Here is a 25,100-nt window from a genome sequence, read left to right on the forward strand (position 1 = left end):
AAGTCCCCTGAACCACTATTTCAATTTGAGTCCTCGCCTCGCGTTACCGGAGTTTCGTTTAGTCACCGAAAACCCCAAGCTGGTCAAATCCTTCCCGAATATGTTGTTCGTTAGGGGATCGACGGCGTTCTCGAAACACCACCCCTTATAACTGTTGTATAGGTCTCCCATGCTTACAGATGATCCCGCCTCGCACACGCAACGATCTGAGATGAAATTCGAGACGTTGTCGTTTTCAACCCTGTAGTTTTCAGTCGATTGCAGCACAGATGGAGGCGGTGCAAGGAAGTCTCCCTTCATTGTGCCAATCTCTCTCAGGCCCTCAAGAGCCCAATTGAAAATGCCAGGTAGTTCAACTTTCAGCTTGTCCAAGAGTTTCGGATCTCGCTCATGAGGCTCGAAGGTCCTGGGAAACCTTATAACATGCATGCGTCGCCAAATAGCATAGTCAGTTCCGGATACTTCTGGCAGATCATTCGATCCAAACCACAGCTTGAACTTCGGTTGCAGGTCGAAGTAGGATCCATACAGCCTTCTAACGGCAATTGGATCGCCAGCTACCATTCGCTTGACCTTAGCAACCGCCAGCTTATCCCCGGCATCACCTTCCGAGGCCACGACGAAACGCTTCCCGGTCAGTGAGGCCAGATCGTCTGTCTTATCATTCCCGAACTTCTGCTGCGTGATACTGTGTGCGGGAACAGCGCCCCCATACGTCCCCATCAAAGTGGACAATAGTTTGAGCAAAACCGATTTACCATTTGCGCCTTTGCCGGTCAGAATAAACATTACCTGTGCGTCAACACTGCCAGTAAGTGTATATCCTACCGCCCTCTGCAAGTATCTGACCGTTTCTTCATCATGACCCAGGACTTGTTGGACAAAGTCGCTGAATAGTGGACAATCAGCATCGGGAATAAACTTGCACCCGATCCGCTTCGTCACATAGGCGTCTGTCTCGATCATCTGAAACGCACTCAGATCGAAGACACCGTTTCCAGTCCCAAGAAGATGGTCGTCCTTGTCAAACGAGTGATCATCTACGCGCATCAGAGATTTCGAGATTTCGTATGTTGAATTGATCTTTGCAACAGACTGTAGCAGTCGCCGCTTCTCCGGCTCCCCACCTAAATTGCTGCAATACGGTCCCTTAAGAAAGTCCGTCACTTCTCCCTTTGCTTCGATCGCCGTGATCGGTTCGTATACGCCGTGAACATTCTTGTAGAACTGATTCTCACGGTCGGCGAACAGGAGGCGATCTCCGTTTACCGTCTTGAACCATTCAGCAATTGCGACATCAGTATCGAGTTTCGTTGACTCAAATTTATCGATTCGATCCGCGACAAAAGACGCCTGTCGTGGGATCATATCGGCCTTCTTAGCCTGCGGTCGGCCCATCCATTCGATGAGGGTCATGACCGCCTTGTCTGAGCCGAGAAGTATCGCAAGATCGGAACGCCATTCTACAGGGAGCCTTTGTGCAGCCCTTTCATAGGTGGTCTCGACTGCGAGCAAACGATCTTCGCGTTCACCGTCGCTAGTGATGGCGCAAATGGTCTGAACGACGCACTCACAGGCATCTTTGCTGATCCCATTGGATGCGCACAGGCCAGCGAACCGCAACGCGAGATAGTGGCGACTACCCTCGGCCCAGAACTCGGCTAAGACGCTCACGGTCGCCACGTGGCCGATCAGCGTCAGAAGCCTCGTGCGCTCGATCCGAGTGGGATCGCCGTCCTTGCCTGCCTCAAACCTCACCGTCTGGCCGTCATCCGGATGGATCGATCCGGCCATCATCGTTTGACACCCGTCGCCCCTGAATTCGACAAGCATCTTTCCGGTGACAGGATGTTGGAGTTTGACGGTCGTGGTGCTTCCTTCAACGAGGTAGAACCAATGTGACGCTGGCCTACTATCGCGGCCCATGACCAGACCCGTTGAGGGAAGGATCAGCGCGCCCGCCTCAATCGTGAACGGTCCGTCGAGGTCAATGTCTACCAGACCACCGGATGCCGCACCTGTCAGCACGCCCACGTTGATGTCAGTGGGGATAGACCCGAAATCGTCTAAGGCGTCATATCCTACACCGCGGTTCTGCCAGCCGGGTTGTAGTGGTCTCTTTGTTTTAGGATGCAGAGGAATGTAAGTGGAGTTGCTCTTAATACAATTAATGCTCAAGTTCTTATACCATTTAAGTCATGCGTCTTCGTCCGCCCAAAAGGTCGGTGTGTCGATAATCGCAATGTGGGTTGAGTGACTCGCCTACACTGTTGATCGGGCACGAAACGGCACCCCAATCGGTCAGGCAAATACGTTATCTCTGATTGCGCTCCCAGAGTCAACAGGTTTTAACCGGATTTTCATATAAATATTCGAATCATCGAGCGTGTTGCGTATATACATCTGTCAAGGGAAAGTTTTGGACAGCCGCTGAAACGAACTAATCGCTGACGCCGAAACCGTTCCACAGGCCGCTGAACCATGATAGCCCTGGATTGCCCTTGACGATCACACCAAACTCTCACACATACGGCTTGTAGGATTGTCTCTCTCAAGTCGTCTGCCCTGAGACTACTGGTCAAATGACGGTGAAATAGCCGTTCATCGGGGGTTCGATCCCCTCCGCCGGCACCATGAAATTCGAGCGCTGAGGCCTGTTCTCGCCTCTGCCAAGACCCTCGCGCCCCAGCCGGTGTGACGGGGGATAGCGGCGGATGCGTCCCGCTGGCCGTCTGCCGGCAGGTCCGGCCCTGCACGCGGCGCCCGCGCGGCGCGGACATCATCCGGCAAAGTGCGTCGGCTAGGGCCGAGCTTGTCGGTGGCCTAAGCCCCCGCCGGCCGTCCACGCCCGCTTGGCAGCATCTCCGACCGGAGCGGGCGGGCGTGGATCGCCGCCGGCGTTGCGGACTCCACGAATGCGTGAGCGGCCGCCGATGGTGCGAGAGGATGCACCGAGCGCGTCGGATCGGCGCCACGGCTGAGCGGTGGACGCCGCTCGACCGCCACGCCCGGGCCCTGGAACCCCCTCGAGGTCGCGGTGAGCGGGCGCGGAGCCGCCGGCGAGCGTTCCGGGCGACGGCCCTGAGCGCGACGGCGGTCGCCAGCCCGGCGACCCTTCGGTCGGCGCGCGTGAAATCACGGGTCCCTCCCCCATACGCGGGACGCGCCCCGAGCCCTGGGAGTCCAATCTCTCCGCTGGCGCCGACGCTGCGCCGCTCGGGAGGACATCCATGGCCACCGCCCTGCTCCCCGCGCTCCGGCGCACCGTGCTGCTGTCCGTTCTAGCGTTCGCCGCCGCCAGCCTGGTGTTCGGCACGGTGATGCTGACCTCGCCGCCGATCAGCGAGGCGGCCGTCTCGACCTTGACGGACGACGGGATCATCCCGCCGGTCACCAACTGCGAGTTCCTGCCGAGCGGGGACGTCAACAGCTGTACCGTGTACCGCTGAGCGCGCGAGGCCCGACCGCGCGACCGGCCGGAGGCCGCGCCGCCGCGCCGGTCCAGACAGCTCGGCGGGCGGCCCCGCAGGCGCGCCCGGCCCGAGGTCTTCGGCACCGCCGGCGCGACACATCCGGCCGCGGCCTGTCTCGCCGGCCCCGGATCCGGTCGCGGACCGGCGCTTGACGCTGGGATGCCAGCGTGCCCTCCTGGCCGAAAGACAGAACCATTCGCGGAGGACGGCCCACGATGGCGTTGATCCGGAGCTGCGTCCTCTCGGTCGCGATCGGCATCGCCGTGCTCGCCGGACCGGCCGCCGCCGAGCCGATCCGCGTCAAGGTCGGCGTCCTCAACGACATGTCGGGCGTCTACGCCGATACCGGCGGCAAGGGCTCCGTCGTCGCCGCGCAGATGGCGGTCGAGGATTTCGCCAAGACCAGCCCGGACGTGCAGGTCGAGATCGTCTCGGCCGACCACCAGAACAAGCCCGACGTCGGCGCCGCCGTCGCCCGCCAGTGGTACGACCGCGACGGCGTGGACGCGATCCTCGACGTGCCGACCTCCTCGGTGGCGCTGGCGGTGAGCCAGGTCACCCGCGAGAAGAACAAGATCTTCATCGACTCGGGGGCCGGCACCACGGAGCTGACCGGCAAGCAATGCTCGCCGAACACGATCCAGTGGACCTACGACACCTACGCCCTCGCGCACGGCACGGCCGGCGCCATGCTCAAGCGCGGCGGCGACACGTGGTACTTCCTCACCGCCGACTACGCGTTCGGCCTCTCCCTGCAGAACGAGGCGAAGGCCGTGATCGACGCGGGCGGCGGGCGGGTGCTGGGCGCCGCCCGAGTCCCGTTCCCCGCCACGGACTTCTCCTCGTTCCTGCTGCAGGCGCAAGCCTCGGGCGCGAAGGTGGTGGGTCTGGCCAACGCGGGTGGCGACACGGTCAACGCGGTCAAGCAGGCGCACGAGTTCGGGCTGACCGACGGCGGCCAGAAGCTCGCCGCCCTGCTGATCTACGCCGTGGACGTCCACGCGATCGGCCTGCAGACCGCGCAGGGGCTGGTGCTGACCGAGTCGTTCTACTGGGATCTCAACCCGGAGACGCGGGCCTTCTCGGAGCGCTTCTACCCGCGCAACGGCAACACCATGCCGACGATGAACCATGCGGGCGTCTATGCCGGGCTCCTGCACTACCTGAAGGCCGTGGCGGCCACGAAGTCCACGGACCCGCAGAAGACCATGGCGTGGATGAAGGCCAACCCGACCGACGACCCGCTGTTCGGCAAGGGCGTCGTCCGGGCGGACGGGCGCAAGATCCACCCGATGTACCTGTTCGCCGTGAAGGCGCCGTCCGAGTCGAAGGGTCCGTGGGACCTCTACGAGCTCCTCGACACGATCCCCGCCGAGCAGGCCTTCCGCCCCCTGGCCGAGGGTGGCTGCCCGCTCGTCGCCAAGCCGTAGGGACGGGGCCGAAAGCCATGATGCGCGCGCTCGAAGGGCAGGTCGCCTGGGTGACGGGGGCCGGATCCGGCATCGGGCAGGCGGCCGCCCTGGCGCTGGCGCGGGCCGGGATGCGGCTCGCGCTCACGGGACGGGAGCGGGAGGCCCTCGCGCGCACCGCGGAGCTCGTCCGCGCGGCGGGCGGCGAGGCGCTGGTCGTCCCGGCCGACATGGGCGTGGCCGGCGACGTGCAGCGCGCCTGGGAGACGGTTCACGCCGCGTGGCGGCGCTGCGACCTGCTGGTGAACGCGGCGGGCCTCAACGTGCCTCAGCGCGGCTGGAGCGAGATCACGCCGGCCGGCATCGACGCCGTGGTCGGCGTCAATCTCAACGGCCCCTTCTACGCGGCGCGGGCGGTGCTGCCGACCATGCGGGCGCAGCGGGGCGGCCTGATCATCCACGTCTCCTCCTGGGCCGGCCGCTACGTCTCCAAGCTGACGGGACCGGCCTATTCCGCCGCCAAGCACGGGCTCGTGGCGCTCTCGGAGAGCCTGAACCAGGAGGAGTGCGGGCACGGCATCCGGTCCTGCTGCATCTGCCCGGGCGAGGTCGCGACGCCCCTCCTCGACAAGCGGCCGGTTCCGGTCACCGCGGAGGACCGCGGGCGCATGCTGCAGGCGGAGGATCTCGCCGAGACGATCCTGTTCGTCGCCCGCCTGCCGGCCTCCGTCTGCGTCAACGAGATCCTGATCAGCCCCACCTGGAACCGTGGCTATCTCGAGGGTGTGAAGCTCTGAGCGGTGCCGTCCCGGCGCGCTCGGACGGCGCGCGATCCGCGCGCGGGAGCCGCCGGCGCGGAGGACGCGGATCACGGACCCGGCGTCGAGGCGGGTCGCCCCGCCGAGCGGCCGGCCCGTGTCAGCGGTAGGCCTTTCCGCCCTTCATGATCGCCATACGGTAGCCCTCGGGATGAAGCGCCTTGCCGAGGGGATCCACGATCCGGACGTCGGTGTGACCCGCCGCGAGCCAAGCTTTCGCGAGTACGACCGCGCTGGCCGCCCGGACCCGGGTCTGCTGGATGACGCCGTTCGGCGCCTTGGCAGTGATGACATACTGCAGATACTGAGAACCAGCATGTGTCATTGGGCAAACAGACAGCAATCGGCGCGCCCGTCCTACAAGGTAGGTTAGAATCTCGGGCGCGGGCGCTCAAATTTTCGGGCCACCCGCGCGCGCGTCGCCGCTCATGCCCCGGGTCCGCCCGGTCGCCGTACGCCGGTCGACCGGCGCGAATGCCGGAACGCTCCTGGCCCCGCGGCGCGCCGCGACCCGCTCACCCCCCGTTCATGCAGGCCGGGCGAGTGTCGCCACGGCCAAGCTAAAGATAAGTATTTCTGATCTGTATCTGAGATTATACGGATTAATCTCGGCACAAGCTGGGCTATTTCAAGATTAAGATTTGATGAATGCCGAGTTCAGAACCGATTAAATCCACCGCGCCTACCAGCGCTGCCCGAAGGCGATGAGACGCGTCTTCGCCGAACCGATGGGGACAACGGTCCGGCGGACCGCCGGGCCCCGCGGGGCCGCATCGCGCACGCCAGGGGGCGCGACCATGTCAGGGACCGAGGACGATCCAGGGATTCCGGACGCCGCCGGCGCGGCGGACGCGGCCGGACCGGTCGCCGCGGCCTCGTCACGCGCGGTGCCGGGCCGGACGCCGGATCCGGCGCTTCGTCCGGCACGGCGGGACGGCGGGCCCGGCCGGCCGATCGACGACGGGGCGCGGGACCGGATCGGGCGCGGCCTGCGCCTGCACTACGCCGGCGTCCTGGCCCTGCCGATTCCGGACCGGCTCCGGACGCTGCTCGACGAGCTCGCCGCCCACTCCGACACGGAGGCCTCGCGATGACCCTGATGCTGCAAGCCGCTCCCGCGGGGAGCGGGTCCGGTCCGGTGCCCCGGGGCGCCGACGCCGAGATGCGCGACCTCCTGCTGGGAGCGATCCCGGCGCTGCGGGCCTTCGCGTTCTCGCTGACCTACGACCTCGACCGCTCGGACGATCTCGTGCAGGACACGCTCGTGCGCGCCTGGGTCAACGCCGCCAGCTTCCGCCGCGGGACCAACCTGACCGCGTGGCTGTTCACGATCCTGCGGAACCTGTTCTACTCGGAGCAGCGCAAGCGCAAGCGCGAGGTCGAGGATGCCGACGGCGTCCATGCCGGGCGCCTGACCGCCCTCCCCGAGCAGGAGATCCGGATGGAGATGGCGCAGTTCCAGAGCGCGCTGAACCAGCTGCCGCCGGCCCAGCGCGAGGCGCTGGTCCTGGTCGGCGCCCAGAGCTTCACCTACGAGGAGGCCGCGGCCATCTGCGGCGTGGCGGTGGGCACGATCAAGAGCCGGGTCAGCCGCGCCCGGACCCGCCTGATCGAGGTGCTGGGCATGACCGGCACCGACGATATCGGGCCCGACCCGCAGACCCGCGCGGCCCTCGACGGCCCCTGAGGCGCGCTCCGCAGCGGGACCCGGACGCCGCCCCGGCGCCTACTTGATGAGCCTCACCACGTCGCGGAACCGCCTGTGTCGCGCCGTGCCGAGCCACTCGAACACCACCATCTCGGCGGTGACGATCTCGGCGCCGTGGGCCGCCATCCGGGCGAGCGCGGCCTCCCGGTTCTCGACCCGCCGCGAGCCCACGGCGTCGGCCACCACGGCGACCCCGCGGCCGGCCTCGCGCAGGCCGAGAACCGTCTGCAGCACGCAGACATGGGCCTCGCAGCCGCTGACCACGAGGTCGCGGTCCGCGGGCAGGCGTTCCAGGAAGCCGGGCGTCCGGGTCGCGCCGAAGCTCATCTTGGTGAAGGCCGTCCCGGGCTCGGGCGCCAGGGCCGGCACGGTCGGCCCGAGGCCCCCGGCATTCTGCTCGGTGACCAGGACCGGGACGTCGAGCAGCTTCGCGGCGGCGGTGAGGCGGCCCGTATTGGCGATGACCCCGGCCCCGTCGGCGATCGCCGGCATCAGCCGGGTCTGAACGTCGATGACGAGGAGGAGCGAGCGGGCGGGGTCGATCAGCGGCATGGGTCTGTGATCCCTCCGGACGGGTCCCGACGGGGACGGGCCACCCGCGCCGCATCCTCGCCCCATCGGGCCCGCTTGGGACCGCGCCCGCCGGCATGACAGGTGCGCGTCTCGACCGCGCCCCCGCCGTCGCATTGCCCTAGCGGAGCGCGATGTCTCCGGGGACGCCCGTGGCCGCGGCCCCGCCGGCGGCCTTCTCGAACCACCGCCGGGCGGCGTCGAAATCCTGCTTCACCCCGCGACCGTTGAGGTAGAGGAAGCCGAGGTTGTTCATCGCCTCCGCGTGGCCGGCGGCGGCCGCCTTCTCGAACCAGCGGCGGGCCGCGGCGGCGTCCGGCTTCACGCCCTGGCCGTTCAGGTAGAGGCTGCCGAGGTTGTTCATCGCGTCCACGTTGCCGCCGGCGACCGCCTTCTCGAACCAGCGGCGGGCCGCGGGGGCGTCCGGCTTCACGCCCAGACCGTTGAGGTGCAGGCTGCCGAGGGCGTTCATCGCGTCGACGTTGCCGCCGGCGGCGGCCTTCCCGAACCAGGAGGCGGCCGCGCCGTAATCCTGCCCGACACCCTGACCGTTGGTGTAGAGAAGCCCGAGATTGTACATGGCCGACGCGGCACCGGCGGCCGCGGCCTTCTCGTACCAGCTGCGGGCGGCGGCGTAGTCCTGCGCCACGCCCTGGCCGGCATCGTAGAGGCTGCCGAGGTTGTTCATGGCCTCGGCGTTGCCGGCGCGGGCGGCCTTCTCGAACCACGCGGCCGCGGCGGCGTAATCCTGCTTCACGCCCTGCCCGTTGTAGTACAGGCTGCCGAGGTTGAGCATGGCATCGACGTCGCCGCCGGCGGCGGACTTCTCGAACCAGCGTCCGGCCGTGCCGAAATCCTGCTTCACGCCCTGGCCGTTGATGTAGAGGATCCCGAGATTGTACATCGCGGCAGCGCTGGCGCCGGTGGCCAGCGTCGCGGAGGCGCTCCGGGCGGTCTCCGCCCGGGCGCCCAGTCCGGACAGGACCGAGAGCGCCAGCGTCATGGAAACGATGGATGTCGCGCGCATGGCCGTGAATCCCTGTGCGGGCACGCGAACCGTCATGCCCTGCGCGGAAGCCGATCCCGAGCATCTTCCGCAATGCTGATGGCGTCTTTCAGAACCTTGTTCCGTCCGATGACAGTCTTCCGGGACGAGGACCCTTCAGCTGGACTGCACCGAACTGATCCGTGACCTATCCGGGTCCGGTAGGACTTTCTGGACCAAATCGCACATGCGGCCCGCCGCGTCGGCGCGTCCCGCAGGCGCGCGACGGGCTCGCGCGTGGCAGCCCACGCGCGTCGGGGAGCGTCCGGGGCCCGGCGGGCGCGGCGCCTAGTAGGTCGCGAACAGCCGCGCCACCGCCTCGGGCTCCGCCGTGACGGTCAGCGCCAGGGCGAGCAGGATCCGGGCCTTCTGCGGGGTGAGGTTGTCGGCGCTGAGGATGCCGCGGCTGCGCAGCCGGGTGGTGAGCGGGACCACCCCGCTGCCGGCCCGGGTCGACATCACCACCACGATCCCGGCGGCGGCCGCCGCCTCCAGGGCCTCGGCCTCGGCGGGCGGGGTCATGCCGGGGGCGAGACCGGCCGCGACGAGGCCGCGCGCGCCGGCGGCCAGGAAGGCCCGGACCGCGGTGCCGTCGGCGTCGGCGTATCCGTAGGCGACGTCGACCCGCGGCAGCGCCGACAGCGTCCGGATGTCGAACGGCGTGCCCGGCGCGTGCGCCCGCTCGGAGCGGCGGTAGTAGCGGACCGACTCGCCGTCGACGTGGCCGAGCACGCCGAAATCCGGGGTCCGGAAGGTCTGGAGCCGCGCCACCGAGGTCTTGGTCACCTCGCGGGCCGCCTGGATCTCGTCGTTGAGCACCACCAGCACGCCGCGCCCGCGAGAGGCCGGCGCCGCGGCCGTGCGCACGGCCGCCACGAGGTTCAGCTTGGCATCCGTGGAGAGGGCGCTCATCGGCCGCTGCGAGCCGACCAGCACCACCGGCAGATCCACCGTCAGGGTCAGGCTGAGGGCGTAGGCGGTCTCCTCCAGGGTGGCGGTGCCGTGCCCGATGACGATGCCGGCGAGATCCGGGTGCTCGGCCGCGAGGCGCTCGCACAGGCGGACGAGGTCGCGCCACTCGGCGAATCCGATCGCCGGGCTCGGGACCGCCCGGAACGGCACCGGCACCACCGTGGCGACCGTCGCGAGTTCCGGGACGGCGTCCAGGATCGCGCCGGCCTCGAGGCGCCGGTCGGTGGCGGTGTAGTCGAGGATGTCGAGGGCGTCGCGGCCGAGGGACGAGATCGTCCCGCCCGTGCCGATGAACGCGACCTTGGGCAATCCGGTCCCCGATCCTGCCGCCATGCCGTCTCTCCCGATCCTGTCCACGCTGTGATGCCGCGTCGCGCGGCCGCGGTCGACCCCGGCCGCGCGCAGGCGGGCGATGCGCCGGGCGGGAGGCCCGCCGAGCGCGCCCCGGCCCCGCGCCCCGGCCCCTCGCCGGGACGGGCCGCGGCCTCAGCTGCGGAAGTCGACCAGAAGCGCCGAGGCGGTGCCGCCGTTGGCGGTGCCGCTCGCCCCGTAGCCGGCGCTGACCGACTGGCTGCTCTGGAGCTGCTGGATGAAGGTGGACAGCAGGTCGTTCGTCGTCCGCGCCGCGGAGGTGGTCGACGTCGAGGCCGCCGCGGAGGCCGACGCGGAGGCCGACGTCCCGCTCCCGGCGCTGCCCGCGGCGTCCGCCGGCGGCGGGCCGGGCGGGGGCCCGGGCGGCGGGCCGGCCGGACCGGCGACGTCGCCGATGCCGTCGCCGGCGGCGTCGCCGCTCTGGGTGCTCCGGCCGTGGCTGGCGAACAGGTTCTTCAGTTCCGCGGCCTGGTCGGCGGTGAGGCTGCCGCTGCTGACCTGATCGGCGATCAGACCGTCGATCCGGTCCTTCATCGAGGACGGGTCGAGCTTCGACCCTGTCGCGGTGCTGCCCGAGGCGGAGCTGGCCGACGACAGGCTCGAATCGATGCTGCTCAGGGCGCTCGTGAGCGCCGTCGCGTCGGTGCTGCTGATCGTGCCGGCCGACAGCGCGCCGCTGATCGTGTCGGACATCCGAGTCTGGGGCGACGGAGGCGGCGACCATCGCTGCGCGGCGAGCTGTGCTGCCGCGGTGGACGTGAGGGTACTCATGACGGGGCTCGGGTCACGGATGAGCCGGATTCGCCCGGCGGCGGGTCCGTGTGCAAATTACCCACGCGGTTCTTAAAGCCGCGTTTCCGGGATCGCCCGGATCCCTGCCGCGGGGTCGAGTACGGCGACGGCTCGGAGCCGGGGCGCGACCGGGAACCCCGATCGCGCCGCTCAGAGGCTCGCGGCCATGCGCAGCGGCGCCGCCTCGGCCGGGCGCAGCGCGGCCTCGGCGTGGCCGTAGAGGCCGCGGTGCTTAGGGTTCGGCGACAGCCGGTCGGTCAGGCCGATCACCGTCTCGGCGGCGCCGAGCAGGAGCGCGCCCTCCGGGGCGAGCTGCGCCGCGAGCCGCGCCAGGACGTCCGACTTGGTCGGCGCGTCGAAGTAGATCAGCACGTTGCGGCAGTAGATCACGTCGAACTGGCCCAGCGAGGCGAAGCTGTGCAGCAGGTTGAGCTGCCGGTAATCCACCATGCTGCGCAGGCTCTGGGCGATCTGCCACTGCTCGCCGACCTGGGTGAAGTACTTGATCAGCCACTGCACCGGCAGGCCGCGCTGGACCTCGAAATGGCTGTACAGCCCGAGCTTGGCCTTCTCGATCACCTCGGTCGACAGGTCGGTGGCGACGATCTCCACCTGCCAGCCGGCGAGCCGCGGCGCCGCCTCCTGGAGGAGCATGGCCAGCGAGTACGGCTCCTGCCCGGTGGAGGCCGCCGCGCACCAGATCCGCAGCCGGCGGCGGCCGGCATTGCGCGCCAGCACGTCCGGCAGGAGCGTGTCGCGGAACAGGTCGAAGGGGATCCGGTCGCGGAAGAAGAAGGTCTCGTTCGTGGTCATGGCCTCGACCACGGCCCGCTCGATCGTGCTGTTCTGGGCGAGCTTGAGGGTGCCGATCAGGTCGCCGAGGCTGGCGAGGCCGAAGCGGCGGCAGACCGGGGTCAGCCGGCTCTCCACGAGGTAGCGCTTCTCCGGCGTCAGCGCGAGGCCGGAGCGCTGCTTCAGGAAGGTGCGCAGGAATTCGAACTCGAGTTCGGTCATGCCGGCTGCCCCGTGATCAGGGCGCGCAGCGCCGTCGCGAGCTCGGGCAGCGGCAGCACGGCCTCGGCGAGCCCGGCCCGCGCGACGCTGCCCGGCATGCCCCAGACCGTGCTGGTGGCCTCGTCCTGGGCGAGGACCGGGCCGCCGGCCTCGGTGAGCGCCCGGGCGCCGTTGGTCCCGTCCGAGCCCATGCCGGTGAGGATCACCGTCGCGGTGGCGGCGCCGAACACGACCGCCGCGTCCTTGAACAGCACGTCGACCGCGGGGCGGCAGAAATTCACCGGCGGGCCGTCGGTGAGCTTGATGATCGGGCCGCCGGCCCCGGCGGCCAGCCCCATGTGGCGGCCGCCCGGGGCCACGTAGATGCGGCCCGGCTCGACCCGCTCCTCGGCCTTGCCCTCGGCCGCCGGGAGCCCGGTGCGGGTGGACAGGTGCTCGGCGAAGACCGCCGTGAAGATCGGCGGCATGTGCTGGACGATCAGGACCGGCAGGCGCCGCAGGGCGGCCGCGCCGATGCCCTCCAGCATCTCGCCCACGGCCCGCGGCCCGCCCGTGGACGAGCCGATCAGCAGGGCCCGGGGCTGGGTCCGGTTGCGGACCTTGGGCCGCAGGGTGAAGGGGGTCGCCGGGCGCGCCGCGGCGGCCGGCGCCGGATGCGCCGCGGCCGGCACGGCCACGGGTGCGGGCGCGGCGTGGTGCCCCGGGGCGTGGCCGGCGGGCGCGGCGGCCGGGCGCCGGTTCCGCGCGCGGGCGGAGCCGAACACGCGGACGCGCTCGATCAGCTCGACCCGGAACGTGTCCGAGGTGGTGACGCCGCGGCTGCTCTCCGGCTTGGCGATGTAGTCCACCGCGCCGAGGGCGAGGCATTTCAGCGAGATGTCGGCGTTGCGCGTCGTCAGCGTCGACATCATCACGACCTGCACGCTCGGGCTCATGGCGAGCATGCGCGGCAGCGCGGTCGTGCCGTCGAGTTCCGGCATCTCGATGTCGAGCAGGACCACGTCCGGGTCGTGCTTGGCCATCAGCTCGAGGGCGATCCGGCCGTTCGAGGCCGTGCCGACGAGCTCGAATCCGGCCTCGCCGATCCAGCGGGCGACGAGGCCGCGCACCACGGCCGAATCGTCGGCCACCAGGACACGGATCGCCGTGGCCGATGAGGTCGTGCTCTGGGTTGGCGGCGTGCGCAGCGGGGCGACCGCGGGACTCAGGGCCATGATGATTGCCTCGGGTGCAGGGTCGCGGGGCTCGGGCCGCGGGTCAGGGAGCGGGCGATCAGGCCGCGTCGGCGACGAGACCGACCTGTTCGAGCTTGGCCGTCAGGATGTCGCGGTCGAAGGGCTTCATGATGTACTCGTCGGCCCCCGCCCGGAGGGCGCGGGCGATCGCCCCGACGTCGTTCTCGGTCGTGCAGAACAGGACCTTCGGCGCGCCCCCGCCCTCGCTCTGGCGCAGGGCCTGGAGGAACGCGTAGCCGTCCATGTTCGGCATGTTCCAGTCGAGCAGGATGGCGTCGGGCATGCTGGCCGCGCAGGCTTCGAGGGCGGCGCTGCCGTCCTCGGCCTCGCTGACGTTCATGCCGAGATCCTCGATGATCCGCCGGGCGACCTTCCGGATCACCGCGGAATCGTCCACCACCAGGCAGGTGGTCTCGTGGGGCGCCTTCATCGACCTCTCCCTCAAGCCGCCTTGGCGCCGGCGGGCGTGAAGCCGAGGAGCGCGTCCACGTCGAGGATCACCAGGAGCCGCCCGTCGAGGCGGTGGACGCAGGTGGCGAGGTCGCGGAAGCGCGGATCCAGGTTGATCGGCACCGCCTCGCGGCTGTCGGCGCCGAGCTTGAGCACCTCGCCGACGCCGTCGACCACCAGCGCGAAGGTCTCGCCGGCCTGCTCCAGGCCGATCGCCATCTTGGGGCTGGCCTTGGTGCCGTCCGCCTCGGCCTCCGCGTCGGGCAGGCCCAGGCGCCGGCGCAGGCTCATGGCCGTCACGACCCGGCCGCGCAGGTTCAGGAGGCCGACGATCTCGGCCGGCGCCAGGGGCACCGGCGTGACGCCCGACGGGACGAAGACGTCGTGGACCCGCTCGATCGCCAGGCCGAACAGCGTCTCGCCGACATAGACCGTGACGAAGTCGTCGGTGGCGCCGGTCTCGACCCCGTTGGTGGTGGCGCCGCTGGTGTTGGCGTTGGCAGCCTGCATCGGAACTCTCCGGATTCGTTCGTCGCGATCGTCGCGATCGGCATGGGGCGATCGGCCTGGGTCGATCGGCGCGGGTCGATCGCCCTGGGGCGGTCGGCGCGGAGGCTCAGGCGGCTTTCGACACCGTGGCGGCGCCGATCTCGGCCAGCGCCGAGATCAGGCCGCTGCGGTCGAACTTCGCCACGAGGTCGCTGATCGCGAGCGCCCGCGCTTTCTCCACCGCGTCGGCGCCGATCGCGCCGGTGAGCCCGATCACCGGGAGCCCGGCGAGGCGCGGCTCGGCCCGCCGCATGGCGGCGACGAGGTCGAAGCCGCTGCGGCCCGGCATCTCCAGGTCGGTGACCACCACCTCGATCTGCGGATCGGACTGGAGGGTCGACAGGGCCGTCTCGGCGCTCGACGCCGTGACCACCTGGTAGCCCGCGGCCTTCAGCACCGGGCTCAGCATGTCGCGGAAGAAGGCCGAGTCGTCGACCAGCAGGATCGTGGAGATCTGCTCGGGCCGCTTCAGGCCGCGCGCCCAGTCGTCGTAGGCCAGCGGCAGGAAGTGGGCGATGTTGATGATGTCGGTCGCCCGGCCCCGCAGCACCGCCGAGCCGATCAGGTCCGACCGGTCCGCGGCGATCTCGATGTCGAGGCGCTCCTCGACGATGTCGACGATCTCGTCGACCACGAGGCCCATGGCGCGCTCGCCGTCGGAGAACACCACCAGGGCCTGCGTGCCCTCCGACTTGATGGTGATCGCCGCGTCGGCCGGGACCAGGGGCATCAGGCGCCCGCGGTACTGGATCAGCGCGCGGCCGCCCAGCCACTCGACCTTGGCGCACTCGATCTCCTCGAGGCGGGTGACCAGCGACAGCGGCACCGCCTTGAAGCTGCCCTGGCCGCCCTTGAACACCAGGAGCGTGGTCTTGGTGTCGGCCATCTCGACCGCCTCGTCGGCGTCGGCGTCGATGTGGCCGCCGCTGCCCTGGACGCCCTGCGCCACCTGGCGGGCCACGCCGTTCGGATCGACGATCAGCACCACGGCACCGTCGCCGAGGATCGTGTTGCCGGCAAACATCGGGATGTGCCGCAGCTTCACCGACATCGGCTTCACGACGATCTCCTCCGTGTGGAAGACCTCGTCGACGAGGATGCCGAAGCGCTCGCGCCCGACCTGGGCGACCACCACGAAGCCGGCCTGCTCCGCCTCGCCGCCCGGGCTCGACTGCCCGAGCAGGCCGGTGAGCGAGACGATCGGCAGGAGCCGCTCGCGCAGGCGCAGCACCGGCGCGCCGTTGATGTGCTCGACCCGCTGCGCCCCGGCATCGACCCGGACCAGCTCCAGAACCGCCACCTGCGGCAGGGCGAAGCGGTGCTCGCCGGCCCGCACGATCAGGGCGGCCACGATGGCCAGGGTCAGCGGGATCTTGATGGTGAAGGTGGTGCCGCGGCCCGCCGTGGTGGCGATGTCGATCAGGCCGCCGATGGTCTCGATGTTGGTCTTGACCACGTCCATACCGACGCCGCGGCCCGAGACCGAGGTCACCGCCGCCGCCGTCGAGAAGCCGGCGTGGAAGATGAACTTGGCGACCTGGGCGTCGGTCATCCGCTCGACATCGGCCTGGGAGGCGAGGCCGCGCTCCACCGCCTTCTTGCGGATGGCCGCGAGGTTCAGGCCCTTGCCGTCGTCGGCGATCTCGATCGTGATCGTGCCGCCCTCGTGGTAGGCGGCGAGCCGGATCGTGCCGCGGGCGGGCTTGCCCGCCGCCACGCGCTCGGCGGTCGATTCGAGGCCGTGATCCGCCGAGTTGCGGACCATGTGGGTCAGCGGGTCCTTGATGACCTCGAGGACCTGCCGGTCGAGCTCGGTCTCGTTGCCGACCATCACGAGGTCGATCTGCTTGCCGAGCTCGGCCGAGAGGTCGCGCACCACGCGCGGCAGCTTCTGCCACGCGTTGCCGATCGGCTGCATGCGCGTCTTCATGACGCCTTCCTGCAGCTCGGCGGTGACGTGCGACAGGCGCTGCAGCGGGACCTTGTAGCTCGAATCCTCGTGCCGGCGGGCGATCTCGAGGAGCTGGTTGCGGGTCAGCACCAGCTCCGAGACCATCGTCATCAGGTGCTCGAGCGTGTCGACGTTCACCCGGATCGTCTGGTTCTTGGCGGCGGCGGTCGCCTCGCCCTCGACGGCCTCGGCCTTCTCGGCGCGCGCCGGCTCGGCCTTCTCGGCCTCGACGGGCTCGGCCCGGGCCGGTTCGGGCCTCTTCTCGGCCTTGGGCGCCGCGCTGGCGGCGGGCGCCGGAGCGGGGGCGACGGCGGCCGCAGGCGCGGGCACCGGAGCCGGGGCGGCCGGCGGCGGCGGGAGGAAATCCGATTCGTCCGGACCGGGGGCGGCCAGGAAGGCGGCCTCCAGATCGTCCAGGGAGACCTCACCGGGCTTCAGCTCGCGGACCACCGGATCGGGCAGGACCGGCTCGGGCGGCGGCGGGGCGGCGGCCGCCGGCTCGGGCGAGCCCTCGGCCATGCGCTCGAGGGCGGAGATGAGGTCGTCGTCCGAGCCCGCGGGCTCGGTGCCGGTGGCCTCCAGATCGGCCAGGATGGCCTTCAGCCGGTCCAGCGTCAGCAGGATCAGGGTCACGGAATCGGACGTGGCGGGCAGCCCGTCGCGGAATCGACCCATCAAGGTCTCGGCGGCGTGCGCCAGGGCTTCGAGCCGCGGGAGGCCGAGAAACCCGCAGGTTCCCTTGATCGTGTGGACGAGTCTGAAAATATTCCGCAGAATAGTCTCGTTGTTCGGATCCTGCTCGAATCGAACCAATTCTGCATCGACCGTGTCGAGATGCTCCCCGCTCTCGGTCAAAAACTCGCGAAGCAGGTCGTCCATAGGCGCTACTCGTTACGCGGAGAAGGTCTCGCGCAACCTACTTACTCGCGCGGGGTTAGGGAAGCGTTTCCATCCCGGCCCCGCGCGGCGCCTTTTTCAGAGTTTCACGCCAGCGTCGTGTCCGAAGCCTCTCCATCGGGGTCTTCGGACGCGTCGATCACTGCGGGCGTGGCGGTGATAGTCACTTCATCGCCCTCGATGGCGAAGCGCACGTCCATGGCGGCGGCCCGCGCCACGAGGCCGGCGTAGAACGGCAGGATGCCGTGGGCGTCGACGGTGCCGCTCTCGGGCCGGCCGGCCATCAGCTCCTCGACGTGGGGCGGGATGCGGGCGTGGGAGCCCTTGGCCTTGAGCACCAGCGTGGGCGCCTCGCCGTCGCCGGAGACGACGACGTCGATCACGCCGCCCCGGGGAATCGCCGAGGTGGCGATCATCACGAGATTGAGCAGGAGCTTGACCTTGTTCTTCGGGAACAGCGCCTGCGGGGCGCTCCAGGTCAGCTTGGTCTTGTCGTCGGCGAACATGCCCTTGGCCACGCTCTCGGCGTCGGCGAGGTCGATCGAGGCCCCGGCCGAGCCGGCGGCCCCGAAGGCGATCCGGGCGAATTTCAGCCGCGCCGAGGCCTGACGGGCGCTCTTCCCGATCAGCTCCAGGGCGAAGGTCCGCATCGATTCGTCCTGGTCGTCCTCCAGGACCTCGAGCCCGTTCACGATTGCGCCGACGGGGCTGATCACGTCGTGGCAGACGCGGGAGCAGAGCAGGGCGGCGAGGTCGAGGCCGTCGAGATTCAGGGTCGGCGAGGTCGGGGAGGACATGGTGCGCTCCGGGCGGGCGGATCTGAGGTGCGGACGTCTGCGGGCCGGGGCCCCGAGTGGGGCTGCCGGTTCCCGGCCGCCCGGTTCTCGGCCGCCCGGTCCTCGGCCGCCCCTGCGGCGATCGAGTCGCCCGAAGGGATCCCGCGCGGCCCGCGGGCCGGACCGGGGGCGACGACCGGTCCGCACGGATAGACGCCACGGTCGGCTTTGAAAAGCGTTACCGGATCGGACGGAAGGCCGGGCCGCGCCCCGATTCCGGGCCCGCGCGGCCGCGAAGCCGCCGCCGCGGCCCTGGAACGGCCGCGAAGCCGGACCCATCCCTGGCCGCATCGTGAACGCGCGGCGCCCGCCCGGCGCCGCGCGCGGGGCCGGACACGGGCGGCCCGGTCGGCTACGATGCCGGCCCCGTCGCGCCAGGGAGGATGCGGCATGAGAGACGAGACCGATCCCCGGAACGGATCGGCGAGCGGATCGGCCACGACGCTGCGCGCGGGCCTGCGCCCCCGGCTCGGGCTCGCCGACCCGGACGCCGCGCGGGCCCGGCTCGCCGAGCTCGCGCCGGCGCTGCCGGCCGGCCTCCTGACGCCGGCCTGCCGGGAGCTGCTCCTGGGCCTCGCGGACCACTCCCCCTTCCTCTGGCGGGCGGCCACCCGGTCGCCCGAGCGCCTCGTCGCCCTGCTGGAGCAGTCGCCGGACGCGGCGAGCCGGGACATCATCGCGCGGCAGCGCGGGGTCGGCGCCGCCTGCGGGGCGAATCCCGACCTCGCCGAGGTCGGCCGGCGGCTGCGCGCCAACCGGGAGGCGCACGCCCTCCTGGTCGCCCTGGCGGATCTCGGCGGCTGCTGGGACCTCGACGCGGTGACCGGCGCCCTGTCGGCCTTCGCCGACGCCTCGGTGAGCGCGGCGGTGGAGGCGCTCCTCCGGCAGGGGATGGCGGCCGGGCGGTACCGGCCCAGGGATCCGGAGGCGCCGCAGGACGGGTCGGGCCTGATCGTCCTGGGCCTGGGCAAGCTCGGCGGCTGCGAGCTGAACTACTCGAGCGACATCGACCTCGTCGTCTTCTACGAGGCGGAGCCCGCCGCCGCGGCGACCGGCGGCGACCCGAAGCCCTTCCTGGTGAAGCTGGCGCAGGGGCTGGTGAAGCTCCTGGCCGACCGGACCGCCGACGGCTACGTCCACCGCATCGACTACCGGCTGCGGCCGGATCCGGGCTCGACCGCGGTGGCGCTCTCCACCGGCTTCGCCTTCGACTACTACCAGACGCTCGGCCAGAACTGGGAGCGCGCGGCCTTCATCAAGGCCCGGCCGATCGCCGGCGACATCCCGGCCGGCGAGGCCTTCCTGGCGGAGCTCGCGCCGTTCATCTGGCGCCGGCACTTCGACTTCCCGGCCATCGCCGAGATCCACGCCCTGAAGCGGCAGATCCACATGGTCCGCGGCCACGAGACCGTCGCGGTCGGCGGCCACGACATCAAGATCGGCCGCGGCGGCATCCGGGAGATCGAGTTCTTCGTCCAGACGCAGCAGCTCGTCTTCGGCGGCCGCAAGCCCGCCCTGCGGGGCCGCCGGACCGTCGCGATGCTCGGCGAGCTCGTCGCCGAGGGCTGGATCGACGGGCGGGCCCGGGACGAGCTCGCCGCGGCCTACGCCTTCCTGCGCACCCTCGAGCACCGGATCCAGATGATCCGGGACGAGCAGACCCAGCGCCTGCCCACCGGGACCGAGGCGCTGACCGCGCTCGCCCTGTTCGCGGGCTTCCCCGACCTGCCGGCCTTCGAGGCGGCCCTGCTCCACCATGCCGGGCGGGTCCAGGCGCACTACGCCCTGCTGTTCGAGGCGGAGCCGGAGGCCGGCGCGGACGGGGCCGCCCTGGTCTTCGGCGAGAGCGAGCCGGATCCCGAGACCCTGGCGCGGCTCGGCGCCTTCGGGTTCCGGGACCCGCGCCTGGCCTGGGAGACCGTGCAGGGCTGGCATCTCGGCCGCCGCCCGGCCCTGCGGACCGGCCGGGCCCGGGAGATCCTCGCCGAGATGCTCCCGGCGCTGCTGCGCGCGCTCGGCGGGACCGCCGACCCCGACGCGGCGCTCCTCGCCCTCGACCGGGCCTTCGCGCGCATGCCCGCGGTGGCCGAACTCCTCGCCATCCTGCGCTCGCACGAGCGCCTGCGCCTGCTGTTCGCCGACATCCTGGGGACGGCGCCCCGCCTCGCCGACACGGTCGGCCTGAGCCCGCACGTCCTCGACACCGTGCTCGACGCCGATTTCGTGACGCCGACCACGGATCCGGGAGAGGTCCGCGCGCAGTACCGGGCGCTCCTGGGCCAGCCGGCGAGCCACGAGGAGAGCCTCGACCGCTGCCGGGACGCCACGCGGCAGATGGCCTTCGTCACCGGCGCCCGCCTGCTGTCGGGCATCCTCACCCCGCGCCAGGCCGGGGAAGCCTACGCGGCGATCGCCGAGGCGACGGTCGCGCTGAGCCTGGAGGCGGAGGAGCGCCGGTTCGCCCTGGACCACGGCGCGGTGCCGGCGGGGCGCTGCTGCGTCCTGGCGCTGGGCCGCCTCGGATCCCGGCAGCTCAGCGCCGAATCCGACCTCGACCTCGTGTTCCTGTACGATTTCGACCCGGAGAACCGCACCAGCGACGGACGGCGCCCCCTCGACGCCGTGGTCGCCTACAACCGGCTGGCGCAGCGCGTGTTCGCGGCGCTCACCACGGCCACGCGGCGCGGCCGGCTCTACGCCGTCGACCTGCGGCTGCGGCCCTACGGCAGCCACAGCCCGCCGGCCGTGCAGCTCAGCGGCTTCGCGGCCTATCACGGCGGCGAGGCGGAGCTCTGGGAGCACATGGCGCTCGCCCGCGCCCGGGTCGTCGCCGGCGACGCCACCCTGGCGGCCGACGTCACGGCCGCGATCGCCGGGATCCTCCGGCAGCCGCGCGAGACCGCCGCCGTCTGCGCCGAGGCGGGCGCGATGCGGGCCCTGGTCGCGCGGGAGCGGGGCCATGCCGGCCCCTACGACCTGAAGCTCGCCCCCGGCGCGCTGTTCGACCTCGACTTCCTCGCCCAGGCCATCGTGCTGAGCCAGGCCCATGACTGGCCCGGCTGCATCGGCCTCGGCGCGGAGGCGCTGTTCCGGGCGGCGACGGCGCGCGGCCTCCTGCCCGCGGCGGCGGGCGAGGCCCTCGCCGAGACCTACGGGTTCCTCGACGCCGTCTACCAGTGGCAGCGGCTCGTGATGGCCGATCCCGCCGCCGAGCCGTCCGAGACCGCGTCCCGGCAGATCGCTAAGGCCGTGGGCCTCCCCGACGCGCGCGGCCTCGCGGCGGAGCTGCGCCGCCACCGCCGCCGGAGCCAGGCCCTGCTGGCGCGGATCCGGCGGACGGTGCGGCTGCCGTCGCGGATGCCGGCCGCCGCGCGGGAGCCCCCGGAGCGCCCATGAGGTGGCGCTCCGGCCGGAGGCCGTCGACAATCCCCCGCCGGTCGGGCATTCAGGGCGGTCTTGGGAGGCACCATGACGGGCGCGGCGACGATCTCGGGGCCGGAGCGTGAGCGGATCGCCGCGGCGCTCGCCGAGATCGCCTGCGCGGCGGGGGAGATCCTGCGCCGCTACCACCGGGGCCCCTGCCCTCACGCCCTGAAGCCGGACGGCTCCCCCTCCAGTGCCGCCGACGTCGAGGCCGAGGACCTGATCGTCGAGGCCCTCGCCGGGCGCTTCCCGGGAATCGCGGTCGTGGCCGAGGAGCGCGCCCAGGGCGACGCGACCCGCCCGGCCGACCTCTTCTTCCTCGTCGACCCCCTGGACGGCACCCGCGACTTCCTCGCCGGGACGCCGGACTACTCGGTCAACATCGCGCTCGTGTCCGGCGCCCGCCCGGTGGCGGCCGCCCTCGCGGCCCCCGGCTTCGGCCGGGTCTGGTGGGCCGGCCCCGCGACCCTGGAGGGTCCCGTGGTCGCGGGCCGGCCGGGGGCCGGGCGGCCGGTCCGCGCGCGGCCGGTGCCGGTGGCGGGCCTCGTCGCCCTGGGCAGCCGGCGGCACGGCGATCCCGAGACCGCCACCTGCCTCGCCGCGCTGCCGGTCGCGGAGACGCGCCAGGTCGGGTCCGCCCTGAAGTTCGCGCTGATCGCCGCCGGCGAGGCGGACATCTACGTCCGCTGCGGCCCGACCATGGAATGGGATACGGCCGCGGGCGACCACATCGTCGCGGCGGCGGGGGGCCGGGTGGTGGTGCCGGGCGGCGGCCCGATCCGCTACGGCCAGCACGGGCCCGATCACCGCAACGGTCCCTTCGCGGCCCTCGGGGACCCGACCCTGGCCCCGCGGCTCGCCCTGCCGGCCCGCGCGGCCGGCCGGCCGGCGGCGCCGCTCAGCGCGGCGCGTCCGTAGGCGGGGCGTCGGGCGGGACATCCTGCAGACGGCTCACGGCCGGCCAGGCCGCCTCCGCCTGGCGGGCCAGGTCGGGCTCCGCCAGGAACCGGGCGCGGCGCCCGGCATCCCGGAACAGGTACAGGCGCTCGCCGATCACCGCGAAGACCAGGGGATCGGCGTCCACCAGCCGGCCCTCCAGGATCCCGGCGGCGTCGTAGCCCCCGAGGCGCGGGGCGTAGGCGGGCGGATCGTCCCGGAAGGCCGCGCGGTTGGCGCCGCTGGAGAAGCGCCAGACCTGGCCGCCCCAGGACAGCTCGAACCGGGCCAGACCGGCCTGCGGCCCGCCCTCCAGGAAGTAGCTGACCGGATCGAAGCCGTTGAGCGTCAGCAGCTCGATCCGGGTCCGGGCCGGCAGGCCCTCCTCCGCCGCGGCGCGGCCGGGGGCGAGCCCCGGCAGGGCCGCCAGCGCGGCGGACAGCCCGGCCGCCCGCGCGAGCGTGAGCGCCGCCTTCGGGATGATCGCGCCCGACCGTCCGAACGCGGGGAGCGCGCGGGCTGCGGGGTCAGGACGCGTTAACCACATCTTGCGGATTCCCTCAGAAGCTGGTCCGACTCATCCGCCCGGCGCGGCCTCTGCCGGCCCGGCGGGACAGAGCGGCACAGGTCCGTCGCACGAACGGTTAATCGAACCGGGCGAGGAGGCAACGATGACGGCACGAGACGATCGCGGCACCGATCGCGGCACCGATCGCCGCACCCTCCTGCGCGCGGGCCTCGGCCTGGCGCTGGGTGCGCCCCTCGGCGCGTCCCTCGCTGGGCTCGGCACGGCGGGAGCGGCCCGGGCGGCCGGCGAGGATCTCGACACGCCCGAGACCTTCCGCCCCGGCGAGATCGTGGAATCCGGCCACCGGTTCTTCGGCACGGTGTCGCGCGGCCTCGCGCTCACCGTCGAGGAGGCGGGCCGGCGCTGGGGCGAGCCCAACGGCTACATCCTCGGCCAGGAGGGCGGCGGCGCCGTGGTGGCGGGCGTCCGCTACGGCGAGGGCACCCTCTACACCCGCAACGCCGGCCAGCGACGCATCTACTGGCAGGGCCCGTCCGTCGGCTTCGATGTCGGCGGCGACGGCGCCCGCACCATGATGCTGGTCTACAACCTGCCCAACGTGCGCGACCTGTACCGCCGCTTCGCCGGCGTCGACGGCTCGGCCTACCTGGTGGGCGGCTTCGGGATGACCGCGGTGGTCAACGACCGGGTCATCGTCGTGCCGATCCGCAGCGGCGTCGGCGCCCGCCTCGGGATCAATGTCGGCTATCTGAAGTTCACCCGTGAGCCCACTTGGAACCCTTTCTGATCCGGCCTGATCGGGCACGGGATCGGAACGCGTTCTGATTGACCGGCGCCGCGGGATTTCACCCTCGCGGCCAACCTGGGCTAGAGTGAAGGCGGGTCGGGTTTTCCGGCCGGATGCGCGGGCTGCACCCTCGTGATCGAAACGGTGATGATCTTCGCGCTGGGCTTCCTGGCGGCGAGCCTGTGCGGCCTGCTGCTGCTGCCGGCCCTCAACACGCGCGCCGCGCGCCTGGAGCGGCGCCGGGCCGAGGCGCGCCTGCCCCTGTCCCCGGCCGAGATCGCCGCGGAGCGCGACTTCCTGCGCGCGCAGTTCGCCGTGCAGCAGCGCCGCCTGGAGCGCCGGGTCGAGACCGTCGAGGCGCGGCGGCAGGCCGACATGGCGGCGATCGGGGCCGGGACGATGCGGGTCGCCGCCCTCGCGCGCGACGTCGCCGCCCGCGACGCCGAGATCGCCCAGGCCCAGGCCAAGACCCGGGAACTCGAGACCGAGCTGGCGCTCGCCCGCGACGACGGGAGCGCGAGCCTCGCCACCCTCCAGGCCCTCGAGGACGCCCATGCCGACCTGCTCGACAGCCTCCTGGCACTCCGGCAGGGCCCGGCCCCGGCGCCCGACGCCGCCGCGCTGGCGGCCGAGCGCGACGACCTGCGCGCGAGCCTGAAGGCGGCCGAGGAGGCCCTGGCCCTGACCCTGGCCGACCGGCAGAGCGACCGGGCCGGAAGCCCGCCGCCGGACCGGCAGGCCGGCATCGAGCGCGAGAACGCCGATCTCCGGCGGCGAATCGTCGAGGTCGCCGACGCCCTCACGGCCCCGGGCCGGATGCCCCGGACCGCGTCGGCGATGCCGCAACCCGAGCGGGTCTGAGCGGATCCGCCCCCGGAACGGGGGTTTGGCTACCGGAACGCAACCGAAAACCTGCGATGACTGCCTTGTTTCGACCACGCAAAGGCATCATCGCATCGCCGACGCGTCCTGCATTCACAACTTCGACAGATGGTACGGATACCCATGCGCCTGAAGCCGATCGCCCTCGCCGTCGCGGCGGCCCTTGCCCTGACGCTGCCGGCAGCGGCGCAGCAGACGAAGCGCGGCAATGAGACCCTGAAGAAGTACTGCACCGGCGACTACCTGACCTACTGCGGCAACCTGGCCCCCGACGATCCGGCCACCGATGCCTGCTTCCAGAAGAACTGGAAGAAGCTCAGCGAGAACTGCCGCCGGGCGATCGACGCCTACGAGGCCGAGCAGCAGCAGAACACCCCCGCCAAGAATCGGCAGGGCTCGCAGGGCGGCAAGGAGCGGCGGGGCTGACGCCTCCCGACCGTCGCGGTCCGGGA

At 71.2% G+C, this 25,100-nt stretch carries 23 protein-coding genes; 10 read left to right on the forward strand and 13 right to left on the reverse strand.

The features are described from left to right. Positions 1-15 precede the first annotated feature (15 nt). Positions 16-2,178, reverse strand: a complete 2,163-nt coding sequence (locus BKE41_RS30450) for a phage/plasmid primase, P4 family (RefSeq protein ID WP_083374393.1) — start codon at positions 2,176-2,178, stop codon at positions 16-18. A 1,052-nt stretch (positions 2,179-3,230) separates the two neighbouring features. On the opposite strand from BKE41_RS30450, the gene BKE41_RS21210 reads away from it, so the two are divergent. From BKE41_RS21210 to BKE41_RS21220, 3 genes are all read left to right on the forward strand, one after another. Then, a complete protein-coding gene (locus BKE41_RS21210) occupies positions 3,231-3,449 on the forward strand; it encodes a hypothetical protein (protein ID WP_053621234.1) in 219 nt (72 codons plus the stop codon). A 239-nt stretch (positions 3,450-3,688) separates the two neighbouring features. Further along, positions 3,689-4,903 (forward strand): ABC transporter substrate-binding protein, encoded by a 1,215-nt coding sequence (locus tag BKE41_RS21215; RefSeq protein ID WP_012320950.1) that lies wholly within the window; start codon positions 3,689-3,691, stop codon positions 4,901-4,903. Between the two features lie 17 nt (positions 4,904-4,920). Next, complete coding sequence (locus BKE41_RS21220; RefSeq protein ID WP_071000065.1) at positions 4,921-5,679, forward strand: SDR family oxidoreductase; 759 nt, start codon at positions 4,921-4,923, stop codon at positions 5,677-5,679. Positions 5,680-5,800: 121 nt separating this feature from the next. Here the strand turns inward: BKE41_RS21220 and BKE41_RS21225 are convergent, their stop codons facing one another. Further along, the gene (locus BKE41_RS21225) at positions 5,801-6,025 is read right to left on the reverse strand and encodes a hypothetical protein (protein WP_071000066.1); all 225 of its coding nucleotides are present in this window, start codon (positions 6,023-6,025) and stop codon (positions 5,801-5,803) included. A gap of 472 nt (positions 6,026-6,497) precedes the next feature. Here BKE41_RS21225 and BKE41_RS21230 point away from each other — a divergent pair, with 472 nt between their 5' ends. Beyond that, complete coding sequence (locus BKE41_RS21230; protein WP_012320953.1) at positions 6,498-6,794, forward strand: NepR family anti-sigma factor; 297 nt, start codon at positions 6,498-6,500, stop codon at positions 6,792-6,794. After that, entirely contained in the window at positions 6,791-7,387 is a 597-nt protein-coding gene (locus BKE41_RS21235) for a sigma-70 family RNA polymerase sigma factor (RefSeq protein WP_012320954.1), read from the forward strand. The genes BKE41_RS21230 and BKE41_RS21235 overlap by 4 nt, the downstream gene beginning before the upstream one ends. A 39-nt stretch (positions 7,388-7,426) precedes the next feature. Here the strand turns inward: BKE41_RS21235 and BKE41_RS21240 are convergent, their stop codons facing one another. From BKE41_RS21240 to BKE41_RS21285, 10 genes are all read right to left on the reverse strand, one after another. Continuing rightward, positions 7,427-7,960: an isochorismatase family protein gene (locus BKE41_RS21240; protein ID WP_012320955.1), complete on the reverse strand. Its 534-nt coding sequence runs from the start codon at positions 7,958-7,960 to the stop codon at positions 7,427-7,429. A gap of 139 nt (positions 7,961-8,099) precedes the next feature. Further along, a complete protein-coding gene (locus BKE41_RS21245) occupies positions 8,100-9,005 on the reverse strand; it encodes an SEL1-like repeat protein (RefSeq protein ID WP_043074355.1) in 906 nt (301 codons plus the stop codon). Positions 9,006-9,311: 306 nt separating this feature from the next. Next, positions 9,312-10,328, reverse strand: coding sequence for an asparaginase (locus tag BKE41_RS21250; protein WP_024829013.1), 1,017 nt, complete (start codon positions 10,326-10,328; stop codon positions 9,312-9,314). 153 nt (positions 10,329-10,481) lie between these two features. After that, a complete protein-coding gene (locus tag BKE41_RS21255; protein ID WP_234740833.1) occupies positions 10,482-11,060 on the reverse strand; it encodes a hypothetical protein in 579 nt (192 codons plus the stop codon). 249 nt (positions 11,061-11,309) lie between these two features. Beyond that, positions 11,310-12,173 carry a protein-glutamate O-methyltransferase CheR gene (locus BKE41_RS21260; protein ID WP_012320959.1) on the reverse strand — a complete coding sequence of 288 codons (864 nt, stop codon included), beginning with the start codon at positions 12,171-12,173 and terminating at the stop codon, positions 11,310-11,312. Beyond that, positions 12,170-13,387, reverse strand: a complete 1,218-nt coding sequence (gene cheB / locus BKE41_RS21265) for a chemotaxis-specific protein-glutamate methyltransferase CheB (protein ID WP_012320960.1) — start codon at positions 13,385-13,387, stop codon at positions 12,170-12,172. The genes BKE41_RS21260 and cheB overlap by 4 nt, the downstream gene beginning before the upstream one ends. Before the next feature lie 58 nt (positions 13,388-13,445). Beyond that, positions 13,446-13,838: a response regulator gene (locus BKE41_RS21270; RefSeq protein WP_012320961.1), complete on the reverse strand. Its 393-nt coding sequence runs from the start codon at positions 13,836-13,838 to the stop codon at positions 13,446-13,448. An 11-nt stretch (positions 13,839-13,849) separates the two neighbouring features. Continuing rightward, positions 13,850-14,368, reverse strand: coding sequence for a chemotaxis protein CheW (locus BKE41_RS21275; RefSeq protein WP_012320962.1), 519 nt, complete (start codon positions 14,366-14,368; stop codon positions 13,850-13,852). A 106-nt stretch (positions 14,369-14,474) separates the two neighbouring features. Continuing rightward, entirely contained in the window at positions 14,475-17,237 is a 2,763-nt protein-coding gene (locus tag BKE41_RS21280) for a hybrid sensor histidine kinase/response regulator (RefSeq protein ID WP_071000067.1), read from the reverse strand. 104 nt (positions 17,238-17,341) lie between these two features. Further along, on the reverse strand, positions 17,342-18,052 hold the full coding sequence (locus BKE41_RS21285; protein ID WP_071000068.1) for a histidine phosphotransferase family protein: 711 nt from the start codon (positions 18,050-18,052) through the stop codon (positions 17,342-17,344). Positions 18,053-18,481: 429 nt separating this feature from the next. On the opposite strand from BKE41_RS21285, the gene BKE41_RS21290 reads away from it, so the two are divergent. Together BKE41_RS21290 and BKE41_RS21295 are read left to right on the forward strand one after the other, a co-directional pair. After that, a complete protein-coding gene (locus tag BKE41_RS21290) occupies positions 18,482-21,487 on the forward strand; it encodes a bifunctional [glutamine synthetase] adenylyltransferase/[glutamine synthetase]-adenylyl-L-tyrosine phosphorylase (protein WP_071000069.1) in 3,006 nt (1,001 codons plus the stop codon). A 72-nt stretch (positions 21,488-21,559) separates the two neighbouring features. Further along, positions 21,560-22,432, forward strand: coding sequence for a 3'(2'),5'-bisphosphate nucleotidase CysQ (locus BKE41_RS21295; protein WP_071000070.1), 873 nt, complete (start codon positions 21,560-21,562; stop codon positions 22,430-22,432). On the opposite strand, the gene BKE41_RS32480 is transcribed toward BKE41_RS21295, so the two are convergent. Then, positions 22,413-22,997 (reverse strand): YHS domain-containing (seleno)protein, encoded by a 585-nt coding sequence (locus BKE41_RS32480; protein WP_012320967.1) that lies wholly within the window; start codon positions 22,995-22,997, stop codon positions 22,413-22,415. The two genes, BKE41_RS21295 and BKE41_RS32480, sit on opposite strands and share 20 nt — an antisense overlap. 124 nt (positions 22,998-23,121) lie before the next feature. On the opposite strand from BKE41_RS32480, the gene BKE41_RS21305 reads away from it, so the two are divergent. The 3 genes from BKE41_RS21305 to BKE41_RS21315 all read left to right on the forward strand — a co-directional run bounded on the left by BKE41_RS21305 (position 23,122) and on the right by BKE41_RS21315 (position 25,074). Then, the gene (locus BKE41_RS21305) at positions 23,122-23,766 is read left to right on the forward strand and encodes a DUF1134 domain-containing protein (RefSeq protein ID WP_012320968.1); all 645 of its coding nucleotides are present in this window, start codon (positions 23,122-23,124) and stop codon (positions 23,764-23,766) included. 147 nt (positions 23,767-23,913) lie between these two features. Then, the gene (locus tag BKE41_RS21310; protein WP_043343910.1) at positions 23,914-24,627 is read left to right on the forward strand and encodes a hypothetical protein; all 714 of its coding nucleotides are present in this window, start codon (positions 23,914-23,916) and stop codon (positions 24,625-24,627) included. A gap of 144 nt (positions 24,628-24,771) precedes the next feature. Further along, entirely contained in the window at positions 24,772-25,074 is a 303-nt protein-coding gene (locus BKE41_RS21315; protein ID WP_071000071.1) for a 3',5'-cyclic-nucleotide phosphodiesterase, read from the forward strand. Positions 25,075-25,100: the final 26 nt, after the last annotated feature.

The organism is Methylobacterium sp. C1, assembly GCF_001854385.1.
In the GTDB taxonomy this organism is placed as follows: Bacteria; Pseudomonadota; Alphaproteobacteria; order Rhizobiales; family Beijerinckiaceae; genus Methylobacterium; species Methylobacterium radiotolerans.